Origin of the sequence: Streptomyces sp. NBC_00557 (assembly GCF_036345995.1) — a bacterium.
Classification (GTDB): Bacteria; Actinomycetota; Actinomycetes; order Streptomycetales; family Streptomycetaceae; genus Streptomyces.
The window spans coordinates 4,895,841-4,911,302 of sequence record NZ_CP107796.1; the positions used below are offsets into that span (position 1 = coordinate 4,895,841).

A 15,462-nucleotide genomic window follows, 5' to 3' on the forward strand; every position below is an offset into this window, starting at 1 on the left:
TGTACGCCTCACACCGGTGCCCTGCACACTGGGGCGCATGAATGACTGGCCCGAGGGATGGTCCGACGACAACCGCGGCCCGCGCTACGGACGCGGCAGTGCCGGCGCACAGCCGGAGGGCGCCCGCGTCATGCGTCAGGTGCGGCGCGGCCCGGCGGTGCCGCCCGGCCAGCGCTCCTACGGCGACCCCGGTCCGGCGGCGCCGCCGTACGGGGCCGCCGGCGTCCCGCAGCAGCCGTCGTACGTCGACGGCCAGGGCTACGGCGACGGCGCCGGTTACGACAGCGGCTACAACACCGGGCAGGTGTACGGCGGCGGGCGGCGCGGCGGCGGCTTCGTGCCGAACGACAACGACCCGGACCCGGAGGTGGACCGGTACCGGCCGCGTCCGAACTGGCGGCGCCGGATCAAGTGGACCGCGATCACGCTGGCGACCGTGCTGGCCGTCACCTCCGTCGCCACCTACTTCTGGGCCGACTCCAAGCTGCGCCGCGAGGTCGACCTCTCCAAGGTCATCGACCGGCCGGCGTCCGGCTCCGGCACGAACTACCTGATCGTCGGCTCGGACAGCCGGGAGGGCATGTCCAAGGCGGACGAGAAGAAGCTGCACACCGGCGGCGCCGAGGGCAAGCGCACGGACTCGATGATGATCCTGCACGTCGGCGACAACGGCGACACGCTGATATCGCTGCCGCGCGACTCCGACGTCGTCGTCCCGTCGTACAAGGGCTCGACCTCCGGGAAGGTCTACCCGGCGCAGGGCCGGCACACGAAGCTCAACGCGACCTACGCCGAGGACGGCCCGACGCTGCTGGTCCGCACGATCGAGGCCAACACCGGGCTGCACATCGACCACTACGTGGAGATCGGCTTCCAGGGCTTCGCCAACATCGTGGACGCCGTCGGCGGTGTCACCATCGACATCGACAAGGGCTTCAAGGACTCCTACTCGGGCGCCGACTTCAAGGCCGGCAAGCAGAAGCTGAACGGGGCGCAGGCCCTCGCCTTCGTCCGCACCCGGCACGCGTTCGCCGCCTCCGACCTGCAGCGCACCAAGAACCAGCAGAAGTTCCTGTCGGCCCTCGCCCACCAGGTGGCCACCCCGTCCACGGTCCTCAACCCGTTCAGGCTCTACCCGACCATGGGCGCGGGCCTGGACTCCCTGATCGTCGACAAGGACATGTCCCTGTGGGACCTGGCCTCGATGTTCTGGGCGATGAAGGGCGTCCAGGGCGGCGACGGCACGTCCATGAACATGCCGATCTCCGGCTCCGTCGGCGGCAACCTGGTCTGGGACAAGACGAAGGTCAAGACCCTGGTGAACGAGCTGAACAACGACCAGAAGGTCACCGTCTCCGGCTCCTAGGCCGCCGGACGTCCCGTCCACGGCCCGGTCCCCGGGGTCCGCTCCCCCTCGGCAGGGTAAAGCGCGGAGTAAAGCACGGATCAAGGCGCGACGCCCATTCCGCGCATACCGGCACCAGTCGGCCGGTTGTGCGAACGTGGGGTTTGTCATCGCCGTGAACAGGCGCTGAACTGTGCGGATAGTGTGTGCGGTCCGGTGCGGAACTGCCGAGGCGTCTGCACCGTTCGACCCACTGCACCGAGGGCCTGGGGGGCGACTCGTCGCGCGGCCCCGACGGAGGACGAGGCGACATGAACACGCAAGGCCGTGGGCGGGGGAACGGCGTCGGCCCCTCGGACCGATCAGTGAGGCGCCGTCAGCACGGAGCGGACTCAGGCATGTCGCTCACCCCCTCGGCGAACGCGCCGAACCGGCACGCCGGAAGCCGGCGGCCGACGACGTCATACGGGCCCTGTGACGTACGGGCTTCCTTCTGCGTCTAACTGAACGCGGAAGCACGGCGGGCCCCGGCGCGGACCGGGGCCGGCCCCGCGCTCCGGCCGGCGCCCGGTCACCGCGGCACGGCCTGCAGACAACGACAAGGCGCGTACGCCTCCTCACCGGCGGCGGGGTGCGCAACAAAGCCGCGGTGTAAGGGTGCCGAGGGCGGGAAGGCAGGAGATGGCACGCAGCAGCGTGGACCAGGAGGGGGCGGTGCCGCGTGCTCGGCGCGCCGGCGGACTCGTTGCGGAGAGCGAGCCCCGGGGCGGGCGGGACGACCGCGGGCGGGGCGGCGGCGGTCGCAGACGCCGCACGGAGCCGGAGCCGCCGAAGCCCAAGCGCCGGATACTGCGCTGGTCGGCGCTGACCCTGGCGGTCGTCATACTCGGCACCGCCGGGGCGGGTTACCTGTACTACGAGCACCTCAATGCCAACATCCAGAAGGACAAGCTGAACCTCGGCGACTCGGACGTACCGAAGGCGACTCCGAACGCCGCCGGCCAGACACCGCTGAACGTGCTGCTGATCGGCTCGGACAGCCGGAACAGCGCGAAGGACCTCGCCCTCGGCGGAGCCAAGCAGGAGGTGGGCCGCGCCGGGCTCGCGGACGTGCAGATGCTGGTGCACGTGTCGGCCGACCGCAGCAACATGTCCGTCGTCAGCCTGCCCCGCGACACGATGATCCCGATCCCCAAGTGCACCGACCCGCACAGCGGCCAGGTCTACCCGGCACTCTCCCTGGCCATGGCGAACGAGTCGCTGGCCCGCGGCGGCCCCGGCTGCACGGTCGCCACCTGGCAGAAGCTCACCAAGATCCACATCGACCACTTCATGATGGTCGACTTCTCCGGCGTGGTGGACATGGCGGACGCCATCGGCGGCGTCCCCGTCTGCGTCAGGCAGAACGTCTGGTCGCACACCCCCGACGGGCACGGCTCGGGCCTGAAACTGAAGGCGGGGACGACGTACGTCAAGGGCCAGCAGGCCCTGCAGTGGCTGCGTACCCGCTACGGCTTCGAGGACGGCACCGACCTCGGCCGTACCCACGCCCAGCACATGTACATGAGCGCGATGGTGCGCCAGTTGCGGAAGAACGCGACGCTGACCAACCCCGGTGCGATGCGCAGCCTGGCGGAGACGGCGACGAAGGCCCTGAAGGTCGACGAGGGCCTGGGGACGATCGCGAAGCTCTACGACCTGTCCGAGGAGTTCAAGAAGGTCCCCACCAAGCGGATCACGCTGACGACGCTGCCGACCGTGCAGTGGACGCAGGACCACAACCGGCTCGTGCCCGCGCCCGGGGACGCCGACCAGCTCGTCTCCATGGTCCGCGACGACACGCCGCTGGACGGACGCGGCGCGAAGCACAAGACCGAGGAGAAGGCGAAGACCCCCGCGGACCCGGACGACAGGATCGCGGTGCAGGTGCGCAACGGCACCGCCGGGGACGGACAGCCTCCGGCGCAGCAGCGGGCGAGCGGGGTCGTCCAGGTGCTCCGGGGCAAGGGGTTCACCGAGGCAGCGGCGGACACCACGGCGGCGTCGGAGACCAGGACCACCGTCCTGTTTCCCAGCGCGGACCTGGAAGGCGACGCCCAGGCGGTGGCCAAGGCGCTCGGGATCCCGCTGAAGCAGGTGCGCAAGTCGACCGACGTCTCCGGTGTCACGCTGATCGTGGGCTCCGACTGGCGCACCGGCACCGCGTACAAGCCGCCCGCCGAGCCGACGAAGGCGCCCTCCTCGTCGGCCGCGCTCAACGGCGACAAGAAGGACGCGTGCATGGAGGTCCAGAAGGGCTTCACCTGGTGAGCGGAGCGCGGTGACCGGGCCGTGCACACCATGAGGGCCGCGACTCCGCCGGGAGCCGCGGCCCTCATGGTGTGCTACGCGGCGCCGCTCGGCCGCCGGGATCCAGGCCGGCCGCCGAACGGAGGCCCCGGCGCGTCAGACGGGTTGCCTACGAGGCGCACTTCACCTTGTCCGCCGTGGATTTCGCGACGTCCGGCGCCTTCGACGGCGGAGTGAGCGAGACCCCGGCGCCCTTGAAGTCCTTGCCCAGGGTCAGCGTCATCGCGGGCAGCCCCTGGGAGTTGGTCACGCTCTTGCCGGGCTTCAGCGCCGAGCCGGGCAGGCCCATGAGATGGGCCAGCTCCCGTGCCTGCGCCGCCTGGTCGGGGGCGTACTCCAGCGTGGTCTTGCTCAGCTGCGCCGGCGCGTTGCCCGCGTTCTCCGACTTCAGCACGCCCTCCTGGTTCTGCAGCCAGTCGAGGGTCTCCTGCGCGCTGCCCGGCTGGGCGCCGCCGTTGAGGATCCGCACCCGCACGTCGGAGGGCGCGGACCTGCTGCCCTTCAGGCGCGCGGCCTGCGCGTCCTTCTCCGCCTTCCGCTTCTTCTTCACCTCGGTGAAGGAGACGTCGTTCCTGATCGCCTCGAAGACCTGCGGGGCCAGCGTCGGATCGAGGATCACCGTCTTGTGGACGGCACCGTCCGCCGGGTTGTCCCTGACCGGCACGGTCGTGAAGGTCAGGTTCTTGAGGTTGAGCTTGCCCAGTTCGAGCCCCAGGTCCTTCAGCTTCCCGATGCTGTCCAGCTTGTCGTCCACGGTCAGGGCCTTGGTGCCCGCCTCCGCGAGGTTCAGCATCTTCGTCGGGCTGCTGAGGGTGGAGTTGCCCTTCAGTTTGCGCATCAGCGCGCTCAGGAACTGCTGTTGCAGCCCGATCCGGCTCAGATCGCCGCCGAAGCCCACGGAGTGCCGGGTCCGCACGAACGCCAGCGCCTGCTCGCCCTGGATCTTGTGCACGCCTTTGGACAGTTTCAGATGCGAGTCCGGGTCGTCGATGTCCTTGCCGAGGCAGACCTCGACGCCCCCCACCGCGTCCGTCAGCGTCTTGACCGCGTTGAAGTCGGCGACCATGAAGTCGTCGGGTTTGATCCCGGTCAGTTCGGTCACGGTCCGCATGGTGCAGCTCGGGGTACGGCCGTCCTGTCCCAGGCTCGTGTTGAAGCGCACGTTCTGGGTGCCCGAGATGACCTTCTCGGTGCCGTCGGCCTGCTTGGTCGGGCAGTCCGGGACGTTCGTGATCAGGTCGCGCGGAATGCTCAGCGCGGTGGCGTTGGACCGGTCCTTGGAGACGTGCAGCAGGATGGTGGTGTCGGCGTGCCCGACGCTGCCCGCGTCGCCGTAGCCCTCGTTGCCCTTGCCGGTGCGCTTGTCGGTGCCGATCAGCAGGATGTTGATCGCCTCGTCCTTGCGGAAGCCACCCGTGCCCGCGCCGTCGTCGGACACGGACGTGATGTTGTCGTTCAGGTGCTTGATGTACAGGTAGCCGGCGGCGCCGATGGCGACCAGCACGAACGCCGTGCCGCCGGCCGTCCACACCAGCGCCTTCTTCACCTTCGACTTCTTCTTCACCGGACGCCGGGCCGCCCGCCTGCCCTGCGGGGTCTCCGGCTCGCCGCCCCGGCGCCGGGCCGACCGCGGCGCGGGTACGTCACCGCCCTGCGCCGGGCGCGCCCCGTCGGGTGCCGTGCCGGTACGGCGGGGCGGTGCGCCGGCTCCCGCCCGGGGGGCCGGTCTGCGGGGACCGGGAACCGGTGACTGCGTTGCGGAAGGACTCAGTCGCAGTTCGTATTCGCCGGTGTTCGGATTGAGCACCCACTGGTCTGCGGGGTCGATGTCGTCCGCCCGCCCACGGCCTTGCGCGTCCACGGTTGTCCGAATCCTCCGTCGGGAACGCGGCGCCTTCCCCCTCAAAGGCGCTCGGGTCTCGGTGAAACAGTGCACGACCCCAGGACGGACCTCGCGGCCAGGTGCACCGGATCGCTCACACTATCCGCCCAGTTCAGCGTCCAGCGACGCCGGTGACAAATTCCGCATGCCTACACCCGGGCAATCCGGTTCATTTTCGTGGACGCGCGTCCGGTGTTCCGCCGTGCGGATCATGTGCAGGTGTGCTCGGCGGCCGTGTACCCGCGGAACGTCGGTGTGGGGGAGGGGGCGAGGGCGGCCGGGCTGCCGCCCTTCCCGTTCGTCTCCGCGGCCGGCTTCGGCGCCCGCGGGGCCACCGCCACGGGCTGGTCCGCGCGCAGCCGGCCGAACAGCTTCTGGGCCTCCGGCTCCACCAGTTGGTCACGGTTGGCGTCGTAGACGTACGACTCCCTCGGCACGGTCAGGAACTGCACCCGTTCGATGGGGATGTCGCGCAGCCCGCGCACCAGTTGGTACATGCCGCGCAGACTCGCCAGCGCCGGATCGGTGGTCAGCGAGGAGGTCGCCGCGTCCAGCACCGGATACAGCTTCGCCGGGTTCAGCAGCACGTCGTTGCTCTGCATCTTGTTCACCAGCGCCGCGAGGAACCGCTGCTGGCGTTCCATCCGCTCGGTGTCGCTGCCGTCGCCGACCGACTTGCGGGCCCGCACGTACCCCAGTGCCTGCTCCCCGTCGAGCGTGACCTTGCCCGCGGGCAGTTTCAGCAGGGCCGCCTTGTCGTCCATGGGCTCCTTCAGGCACACCTGCACGCCGTCGACGGCGTCGACCATCTCCTTGAACCCGCTGAAGTCCACGACCACGTGATGGTCGATCCGAATGCCCGTCAGCTTCTCGACGGTCCGGATCGTGCACGCCGAACCGCCCACCTGGAAGGCGTGGTTGAACATGGCGAACACCGGCCGGCTGCGGCTGCCGTCCTTCTGCAGGCAGCCGGGTATGTCCACCATCAGGTCCCTCGGCAGGGACACGGCGGTGGCGCTGCGCCGGTTGGCGGCCAGATGCAGCAGGATCGTCGTGTCCGACCGCTCGCTGCCCAGATCCCGCCCGTACGCGCCGTTGCCGCTTCCGGCCCGGGTGTCCGACCCGATCAGCAGGATGTTCTGCGCGCCCCGCACCAGCTCGGTGGGCCGCTCCCGTTCGTACCGCTCCAGTTCGCGGGCGGCGGCGTCATCGGCGGTGATGTTGTCGCTGAGCCTGGCGTACACCGCCCAGCCGCCCGCGACGCCCGTCACGGCCAGCGCGGCCAGCCCGAGCGCCGCCCTGTGCGCCCACCGCCGGCGGCGGCGCCGCACCAGCCCGTCGCCGGTGGCCGAGGCCCCCACACCGGGGCCGAGGGCCTTGCCTGCGCTGTCGGCCACGGCCGGGGCACCCCCTTGAGGCGTACGAGCGTCGCGTCCTGCTCTTACGACCATGGCGGGGGAGTCGGCCGACAGCGCCTTCAGCTACTCCGTCCGGGGGAACCGTGCCTGCCCGGGGCACACCGGGGAACAGGTCCCTTCAGCGGCGCACCGACGTGACCCGCTCGCTCTCGATCCGCTGGGCGAGGGCCTCCTCGCCCAGCCGGTCCAGATGCCGGCAGAGCACCACGGACCCCCCGACGGCCAGCGGCGACAGCAGTCCGGCGCTGACCCCCTCCCAGGTGTCGTACGGCAGCCCCGACAGCAGCCTCGATCCGGGCCCCGTCAGATCCAGCGACGGCGCGTCCGCGAGCGCCCGCTCGACGACCTCGGTCCCGCTGAACTCGGCGCCGGCGACGATCAGCGCGGGCTCCTCGGGGTCCACCGGGGCGAACGGCACGAACCGGTCCCCCTGCCCCGGCACCTCCACGGCGTAGTCCACGAAGCCTTCGGGAGGCTGCGGGAACCGCCCGCCCAGCGGCCGCAGCGCCAGCGCCACCCGCTCCCCCCGGCAGGCCCGCGCCGCGTCCAGCGCGTCCGGCCCGCTGACGACGACGTCCGCGGCCGCCGGGTCCCCGCCGAGGTCCGCCACCGCGCCCACCGAGGAACAGGCCAGCAGCCACACGGCCGTCTGCCAGTGCGCGGGCAGCAGCAGCGCCACCCGGTCACCGGGCCCGGCGGACAGGTCGCCCTGGAGGAGGTTCGCGGTCTTGGCCACCCAGTTGGCGAAGGTGGCCACGGACAGTTCGACGCGTTCACCCGTGGCGTCGTCGTAGAAGGTCACCAGCGGGCGGCCGGGGTCCGCGGCGAGCGCGGAAGCCAGCAGGTCGGCGGGGGTGCGATCGGTGGCGTTCACCCGGGACAGGGTACGCGCTGACAGACGCGGGGCGCGGCGGGACCACCGGTACGGCGCAGCGGCTCCCGACGCTCCGTCAGTTCGCCGCGGTTATGTCCAAGATCGTCGCCATGCGTGGATTCCTGAGGTCGACCTCCGGCGCCCCGGCGTTCGCCGTGTCCTCGATCGGGGCCGCCTGCGCCACGGCCCTCACGGCCACGGCCGGGGCCCGGACAGGATCCCGGAGCCGGGCAGGGCGGCGACCGAGCGTGAACTCGCCCGCCTCCAGGGGCCGTCGCGGGGGAAGCCGTACATCGGGCCGCGCCCGGCGATCGTGACGCGTCTCGGCTGGGGCCCGACGAGTCACTGCGCGAACCCGGGTTCGTCTACACGAAGAAGGTCGAGGCGGCCTTCGTGCACCACACCTCCTCGGGCGACAACTGCACCCGCGCCGAGGCCCCCTCCGTCATCCGCAGTATCCGGCGCTACCACGTCAAGAGCATGGGCCGGCGGGACATCGGCTACGACTTCCTCGTCGACAAGTGCTGAACCGTCTACGAGGGCCGGGCCGGTGGTGTGCCGAAGGCGGTCCTCGGCGCGCACACCGCCGGCTTCAACAGCAGCAGCATGGGTATCGCCGTGATCGGCGGTTGCGGCGCGGTGAAGGCGCCCGGCGCCGCGGTGACGGCCCTCGCCCGGCTCATAGGGTGGAAGTTCGGGCTCTACGGCGCCGACCGGCGCGGCAAGACATATCTCACGTCGGGCGGTGGCAACCTCTACCCGAAAGGTAAGAAGGTGCGACTGAACGTGATCTCCGGCCATCGGGACGGGTTCGCCACCGACTGCCCCGGCGCGTCGCTTTACGCCAGGCTCGGTGCGGCCCGTTCCGGCGCGGCGCGCTACCAGGTGCGCTGAGCCGGCCGGGGATGCTCGTCCGGTGCCGTCGTCGGGGGCTCGCCGCACTCACACCGTTCTCTCACCGATCTCGTGGGAAACCGCGTGGCTGTCACGGATGCCGCCGCTACGGTCTGCATACACTGACCGGCCGAAACGAGTGAAACGAGTAGTTCGGCCGGTCCCGGCAGGAAGCAGAGACGACAGGTGACAGAAGCGATCCTCCTGGTCGGCGGCAAAGGCACCCGGCTGCGTCCCCTCACGGTGCACACGCCCAAGCCCATGGTCCCGGCCGCCGGGGTGCCGTTCCTCACGCACCAGCTGGCGCGCGCCAAAGCCGCCGGCGTGGACCACATCGTCCTCGCCACCAGCTATCTGGCCGAGGTGTTCGAGCCGTACTTCGGCGACGGCTCCTCCCTGGGGCTGCACATCGAGTACGTGACGGAGGAGGAGCCCCTCGGCACCGGCGGCGCCATCCGCAACGTCGCCTCGCGTCTGCACTCCGGGCCCGACGAGCCGGTGCTGATCTTCAACGGCGACATCCTGACGGGCCTGGACATCAGGGCGCTGGTGGACACGCACGAACGCGTGGGCGCGGACGTGTCGCTGCACCTCACCAAGGTCACGGACCCGCGTGCCTACGGACTGGTCCCCACGGACGAGACCGGCCGCGTCCTCGCCTTCCTGGAGAAGCCGCAGACGCCGGAGGAGATCGTCACCGACCAGATCAACGCGGGGGCTTACGTCTTCCGCCGCTCCGTGATCGACACGATCCCGCTGGGCCGGCCGGTGTCGGTGGAACGCGAGACGTTCCCCGGCCTGCTCTCGGCGGGCGCCCACCTGCAGGGCATGGTCGACTCCACGTACTGGCTGGACCTGGGCACCCCCGCGGCCTTCGTCCGGGGCTCGGCGGACCTGGTGCTGGGCCGCGCCCCGTCCCCGGCCGTCCCCGGCCGCTGCGGCGACCGCCTGATCCTGCCCACGGCGACGGTGGCGCCGGACGCCAAGCTGACGGGTGGCACGGTGGTCGGCGAGGGCGCGTTCGTGGCCGAGGGCGCGCGGGTCTTCGGTTCCACGATCCTGCCGGGCGCGGTCATCGAGCCGGGCGCCGTCATCACCGACTCCCTCATCGGCACCAGGGCCCGCGTCGGCGAACGCACCGTCCTCACCGGCACGGTCATCGGCGACGGCGCGGTCGTCGGCGCCGACAACGAACTCCGCGAGGGCGTCCGCGTCTGGTGCGACGCCCGCATCCCACCCGGCGCCGTCCGCTTCTCATCGGACCAGTAGCCGCAGGGGCCGGGGGGACGCCGCCCCGTTGAGGCCGCGGCCCGCCGCTGCGGGCAGTCGTGCCTCCCCCCGTGCCTTAGGGGCCTGGGGGACCCCCAGGCCCCTAAGGCACGGGGGGCGATGGAGGTCCCCCCGCTCGAGCGAAGCCGAGAGTGGGGGAGGCACCCGGCGAGCGAGGTGAGCGAGACACCCTGGGCACGGCACCACCGCGCATCCCGTGAGCGTGGGCCGGCGGAACACGGTGCGGGGTAAGCACAGCACCCGGCGAGCGACAACACCCGCAGCCGAAGCGCCGGCCGGCACCCGCGCGTTCACAGCAACCCGATGTCCACCCGGGGCATCTTCGGCGCTCGCCGGGCCGGGACCAGCCCGCTCAACAGGATCAACCGGACCGCCCGGTGCCGCTGCCCGGCATACGGCTCCAGCAACCGCAGCATCACCTCGTCGTCGGCATGCCGGTCCCTCGCGAGAGCCCATCCCACGATCCCCGGCAGATGCAGGTCCCCGGTCGTCACCGCATCCGCCGCCCCATGACTGCGCTGCACGACCTCCGCCGACGTCCACGGCCCCACTCCCGGCACGGCCTCCAGCCGCGCCCGCGCCTCGGCCGCCGGCATCCCCACCGCCTGCTCCAGCCGCGCGGCGACCCGTACGGCCCTCAGAACCGTCGACGCCCGCTTGTCGTCGACCCCGGCCCGATGCCACTCCCAGGACGGGATCAGCGCCCAGGTCCGCGGCGCCGGCATCACGAACATCGGCCGCTCGGACGCCCCCGCGGGCCCCGGCGCCGGCTCCCCGAACCGCCGCACCAGCAACCGCCACGCCCGATACGCCTCGTCGGTCGTGACCTTCTGCTCCAGCACCGACGGGATCAAGGACTCCAGCACCAGCCCGGTCCGCGTCAGCCGCAGCCCCGGCCGCCGATGCCGCGCCAGCGCCACCACCCGGTGCCGGGGCACGAACGCCTCCGGCTCGTCGGCCGCGCCGAGCCACTCGGGCAACCGGTCCAGCAGCCACTCCGCCCCCGGCCCCCACGCCTCGCCGAGCACCTCACCGCCGTACGCCCGCACCCGCAGCGTGCCCGGCCCGGCGGGCGTGCGGCAGGCCCGCCACACGGATCCGTCGGCGGTCGCCCGGAAGGTGGGGTCGGCGGGCCCGCGCCGCAGTGGTCCGAGCACCAGCCCGAGGTCGAGCGGCCCGTCCGGCACCCACCGCCGTACCCGCGCCGGCGCCGAAGCCTGCCGCGGTATCCCGGCGGCGGCGCCCGCGGGCACGCCGACATGGCCTCCGCGCACGGTCGTACGCGTGGGGCGCTGAGCGAAACGTCCTGCCACGAAAGGGTCCTGTGGGGTCCTGGGGGAGCCGGCGCCGCCGGTGCCGTCCCTATGAGACTAGGCGCTCGGGGAGGAGCGGGTGGCCGAACTCACCGCACCTCGACGAACGCCGCCGCGTCCCGCTCCGGCCGCGGTCTCGGCTCCTCGGCCGGATGCCCGACCGCCACCGCGCCCATGGGATCCCAGTCCGCGGGCAGCGCCAGCACCTCGCGCACCACGTCCCGGCAGAACATCGTGGACGACACCCACGCCGAGCCCAGCCGCTCCCCGGCCAGCGCGACCAGCAGGTTCTGCACGCCGGCGCCCATCGCGACGACGAACATCTCCCGCTCGGCGCCGTCCCGCCGCGCGTCCCCATAGTGGTGCGAGCCGTCCATGACCAGGCACGGCACGATCAGATACGGCGCGCGCCGCAGCACCTCACCGCGCCGCACCCGCTTCGCGATGGACTCCTCGCTCTTGCCGTCCCGGCGCAGGTCGGCGATCCACGCCTCCCGCATGGCGTCCAGCAGCCGTGTCCGGGACTCCGCCGACTCCAGCAGCACGAACCGCCAGGGGGTCGTGTGATGCGGGGCCGGCGCGGTGACCGCCGCGGCCACCGCGCGCCGTATCGCCCCGGGGTCCACGGGCTCGTCGGTGAACGCCCGCACCGTGCGCCGCTGGGTCACCGCCTCCCGGACCGCCTCCGACGTGCCGAGGCGGAACATGTCGTCCCGCGCGGTCCGCAGCAGCGCCCGCGCGCCCTCTTCGTCCTCGGAGGCCAGTACGTGCGCAAGACCGCGCACCACGGCGACGGGCCGCCCGGCCGCCTTGCCCTTCACCAGGTCGCCCGCGGCTGCCAGTTCGTCCGCCGTGGCGACGACGGTCGCGCTCAGCGGATTGCCGTACGAGTCCGTGCCGCCGCGCAGGTCGTCCAGCACGCGCACCCCGGCCGCGCCGATCGCCACGTCCGTGAGCCCCGCGCGCCAGGGCCGTCCGAAGGTGTCGGTGACGAGCACGCCCACGTCGACGCCGAGGGCCGCGCGCAGGCCGTCGCGGATCGCGCGCGCGGACGCGTCCGGGTCCTCCGGCAGCAACAGCACCGTCCCGGCGGGGGTGTTGGAGGCGTCGACCCCGGCGGCGGCCATGACCAGGCCCTGCCGGTTCTCCACGATGCGCAGCGCACCGCGCCGGGCCACGACCCGGACGGTCTCGGCGTCGATCGCCGCCTCCCGGTCGGCCGCCCGTACGATCCGCCCCTCCGCCTTGGAGACGATCTTGGAGGTGACGAGCAGCACGTCCCCGTCGGCCAGCCCCGGCTCGGCGGCGGCGATCAGCTTGGCGAGATCGTCCCCGGCCCGGACCTCGGGAATCCCCTCCACCGCCCAGACCAGGAACCCGGCACCCTCACCGGGCCCCGTCCCGGACGCCGCCACGGCGGCCGTCCCCGCGCCGGGCCCCGCGACATCCGGCGCCGCCCGGCCGGCCGCCGCCGTGGCCGTCCCCGAGCCGGCCGTCCCCGCGCCGGGAACCGCGCCCGGCCCGGACGCGTCGTCGACCCCCCCGGCGCCCGTTCCGCCGGACCCCGCCACTTCGGTGTCCGTGCCGGAAGCCGCCGTGCTCACGCTCCCCGCACCTCCTCGGCCAGGGCCAGCGCCTCCCGCGCCATCTGCGCGGCCGCGTCGACGTCGGTCATCATCAGCGGTACGGCCCGGCAGCGGATGCCGTCCGCCTCGACCCGCTCGACCGCGGCCGCGTCCACGGTGTCGACCAGCCAGCCGTCCAGCAGCCCGGAGCCGTAGTGCTCGGCGACCGCGGCGGCCGTGGACTCCACGCCGATCGCGGCGAGCACCTTGTCGGCCATGCCGCGCACCGGCGCGTCCCCGACGATGGGGGACAGCCCTATCACGGGCACGCCCGCGTCCGCGATGGCCTCCCGGATGCCGGGCACGGCGAGGATGGTGCCGATGGACACCACCGGGTTGGACGGCGGGAAGAGGATGACGTCCGCCTCGGCGATGGCCTCCAGCACGCCGGGCGCCGGCTTGGCCTGCTCGGCGCCCACCGGGACCACGGCCTCGGCGGGGACGGAGGCCCGCAGCCGTACCCAGTACTCCTGGAAATGGACCGCCTTGCGCTCGCCGTCGATCTCGACGGCCACGTGCGTCTCCACGCGGTCGTCGGTCATCGGGATCAGCTTCACGCCCGGCTTCCAGCGGTCGCACAGCGCCTCGGTGACGGCGCTGAGGGGATAGCCCGCGCCGAGCATCTGCGTGCGCACGATGTGCGTGGCGAAGTCCCGGTCGCCGAGGCCGAACCAGTCCGGCCCGACCCCGTAGGCCGCCAGCTCCTCCTTCAGATGGAAGGTCTCGTCCTGTCGCCCCCAGCCCTGTTCCTCGTTGATGCCGCCGCCCAGCGTGTACATCACCGTGTCCAGGTCCGGGCAGACCTTGAGCCCGAAGAGGTGGATGTCGTCGCCGGTGTTGCCGATCACCGTGACGTCCGCGTCCGGCACGGCCCGCTTCAGGCCGCGCAGGAACCGGGCACCACCGATGCCGCCTGCCAGAACCACAATGCGCATGACCCCAAGTCTTGCAGGCGGGTACGACAACGCGTCAGGCAGTCACCGGACGAGCCTCGCAGTGCGGGGCGGTGTGCATCGGCATCGCGGTCAGGCCCGGGTGGTACACGTGCAGGCTGACCGCGGGTTCCAGGGCGTCGTTGACGACCTCGTGGACGTACCCCGGCGCGAACACGCGCTGCGCGCCTGCCGCCAACGCGCGCGTGGCGCGTTCGGTGCGCTCGGTGAGGGTGCCCTCCAGGACGGTGAGGACGCCGGAGGACCGGCCGTGGTCGTGCAGCCCGCTGCCCTGCCCCGGCACCCAGGACAGCAGCCACACCTCGTATCCGGGTCCGGTGCGCAGCCGGTGGTACCAGCGGGTGGTCGCGTCGTAGCGGACGAGATGGGCCCACTGGGAGCGGTCGGCGGCGATCGAGCGGGCGAGCCCGACGAACTCGGCCACGGTCACCGGGTGCTCGCGCGGCGGCTGGAGCAGGTGCGGGACCTCGAGGATGTCGCCGGCGATCTGGAGGTCGTTGTCGCTGTTCATGGGGGGTGCCTGGTTCCTCGGTGGCAGGAAGGTCGGAGGGAACGGGCGCCGGGCCTGCGACGGCTCGGCGTACAGCTGGAGCGGGTACGGCTCAACAGCTGGAACAGCGACAACAGCTACAGCGGCACGAGGCAGCACCGAAGAACCCGGCGGTGCGGGTCGAGGTGAGTGCCGAGTGCGCGAGCATGCCCACTAGGACATCGGTTCACACCTGAGCTGTCAACTTCGGGCCCGCCATGTGGGACAGGTTTCACCTCATCCGGTTCATCTGGGAGGTGAAAGGTTTGTTCATCGGGAACCCGGGACACATGGCGCACAACCGAGCGTTCAAGCCTCGTTGCAACGCGATCGAACGCGGGGACGTCTTTCTTCGTACAGAGGTCTGTACGAGGTTCGGCCGCCCTCCCGGGCCTCGCCTGCGTGTCAAGGTATATGGCGATTTGAACACTTACCGCACGGCCTTGGTTCCGCAGAGTGAATAACGGGCCCAATAGCAGATCTCGGCTTGACTCGCCCGGAGCAGCACACTTGTAATTTCACTCGTGTCGTTCAGCCGAAATCGGTAGCGACGGCTACACACGGGGACGCGAAAGACAGACGAGGGGCGCACATGACCGAGCTGGTGCAGCAACTGCTGGTCGACGACGCGGATGAGGAACTCGGCTGGCAGGAGCGCGCGCTGTGCGCCCAGACCGACCCCGAGTCCTTCTTCCCCGAGAAGGGCGGCTCCACCAGAGAGGCGAAGAAGGTCTGCCTCGCCTGCGAGGTCCGCTCCGAGTGCCTCGAGTACGCCCTCGCCAACGACGAGCGCTTCGGCATCTGGGGCGGCCTGTCCGAGCGGGAGCGCCGCCGGCTCAAGAAGGCCGCCGTCTGAGCACGCATCCACGCACTTATCCACACCAAAACGTCACGAACGGCCCGTCGCCGGTGGGTTATCCACAGGCGGCGGGCCGTCGTCATGGCCAGCCGATAGTGTGGTCGCTCGTCCGAGACGCCCCGCTGTCCCCT

Annotated in this window: 11 protein-coding genes and 1 pseudogene; 5 read left to right on the plus strand and 7 right to left on the minus strand. The window is 71.9% G+C overall.

What is annotated here, in order from left to right; translation table 11 throughout:
* The first annotated feature begins 37 nt into the window (after positions 1-37).
* Positions 38-1,366 carry an LCP family protein gene (locus OG956_RS21370; protein WP_330339594.1) on the plus strand — a complete coding sequence of 443 codons (1,329 nt, stop codon included), beginning with the start codon at positions 38-40 and terminating at the stop codon, positions 1,364-1,366.
* Between the two features lie 660 nt (positions 1,367-2,026).
* Entirely contained in the window at positions 2,027-3,655 is a 1,629-nt protein-coding gene (locus OG956_RS21375) for an LCP family protein (protein ID WP_330339595.1), read from the plus strand.
* 148 nt (positions 3,656-3,803) lie between these two features.
* Here OG956_RS21375 and OG956_RS21380 read toward each other — a convergent pair whose 3' ends face one another.
* The 3 genes from OG956_RS21380 to OG956_RS21390 all read right to left on the minus strand — a co-directional run bounded on the left by OG956_RS21380 (position 3,804) and on the right by OG956_RS21390 (position 7,868).
* Positions 3,804-5,555 carry an LCP family protein gene (locus OG956_RS21380; RefSeq protein ID WP_330339596.1) on the minus strand — a complete coding sequence of 584 codons (1,752 nt, stop codon included), beginning with the start codon at positions 5,553-5,555 and terminating at the stop codon, positions 3,804-3,806.
* A gap of 230 nt (positions 5,556-5,785) precedes the next feature.
* Positions 5,786-6,973: an LCP family protein gene (locus OG956_RS21385; RefSeq protein WP_330339597.1), complete on the minus strand. Its 1,188-nt coding sequence runs from the start codon at positions 6,971-6,973 to the stop codon at positions 5,786-5,788.
* Between the two features lie 139 nt (positions 6,974-7,112).
* Complete coding sequence (locus tag OG956_RS21390; protein ID WP_330339598.1) at positions 7,113-7,868, minus strand: TIGR03089 family protein; 756 nt, start codon at positions 7,866-7,868, stop codon at positions 7,113-7,115.
* Positions 7,869-8,073: 205 nt separating this feature from the next.
* On the opposite strand from OG956_RS21390, the pseudogene OG956_RS21395 reads away from it, so the two are divergent.
* A pseudogene (locus OG956_RS21395) lies at positions 8,074-8,762 on the plus strand (peptidoglycan recognition protein family protein); the annotation flags it as partial.
* A 186-nt stretch (positions 8,763-8,948) separates the two neighbouring features.
* Positions 8,949-10,031, plus strand: a complete 1,083-nt coding sequence (locus OG956_RS21400; RefSeq protein ID WP_330339599.1) for an NDP-sugar synthase — start codon at positions 8,949-8,951, stop codon at positions 10,029-10,031.
* 311 nt (positions 10,032-10,342) lie between these two features.
* Here OG956_RS21400 and OG956_RS21405 read toward each other — a convergent pair whose 3' ends face one another.
* The 4 genes from OG956_RS21405 to OG956_RS21420 all read right to left on the minus strand — a co-directional run bounded on the left by OG956_RS21405 (position 10,343) and on the right by OG956_RS21420 (position 14,454).
* On the minus strand, positions 10,343-11,365 hold the full coding sequence (locus OG956_RS21405; protein ID WP_330339600.1) for a DNA-3-methyladenine glycosylase family protein: 1,023 nt from the start codon (positions 11,363-11,365) through the stop codon (positions 10,343-10,345).
* An 89-nt stretch (positions 11,366-11,454) separates the two neighbouring features.
* Positions 11,455-12,780 (minus strand): coenzyme F420-0:L-glutamate ligase, encoded by a 1,326-nt coding sequence (locus OG956_RS21410; protein WP_330342905.1) that lies wholly within the window; start codon positions 12,778-12,780, stop codon positions 11,455-11,457.
* A gap of 185 nt (positions 12,781-12,965) precedes the next feature.
* On the minus strand, positions 12,966-13,925 hold the full coding sequence (gene cofD, locus OG956_RS21415) for a 2-phospho-L-lactate transferase (RefSeq protein ID WP_330339601.1): 960 nt from the start codon (positions 13,923-13,925) through the stop codon (positions 12,966-12,968).
* Between the two features lie 34 nt (positions 13,926-13,959).
* On the minus strand, positions 13,960-14,454 hold the full coding sequence (locus tag OG956_RS21420) for a cysteine dioxygenase (protein WP_330339602.1): 495 nt from the start codon (positions 14,452-14,454) through the stop codon (positions 13,960-13,962).
* Positions 14,455-15,064: 610 nt separating this feature from the next.
* On the opposite strand from OG956_RS21420, the gene OG956_RS21425 reads away from it, so the two are divergent.
* Complete coding sequence (locus OG956_RS21425) at positions 15,065-15,328, plus strand: WhiB family transcriptional regulator (RefSeq protein WP_003975777.1); 264 nt, start codon at positions 15,065-15,067, stop codon at positions 15,326-15,328.
* Positions 15,329-15,462: the final 134 nt, after the last annotated feature.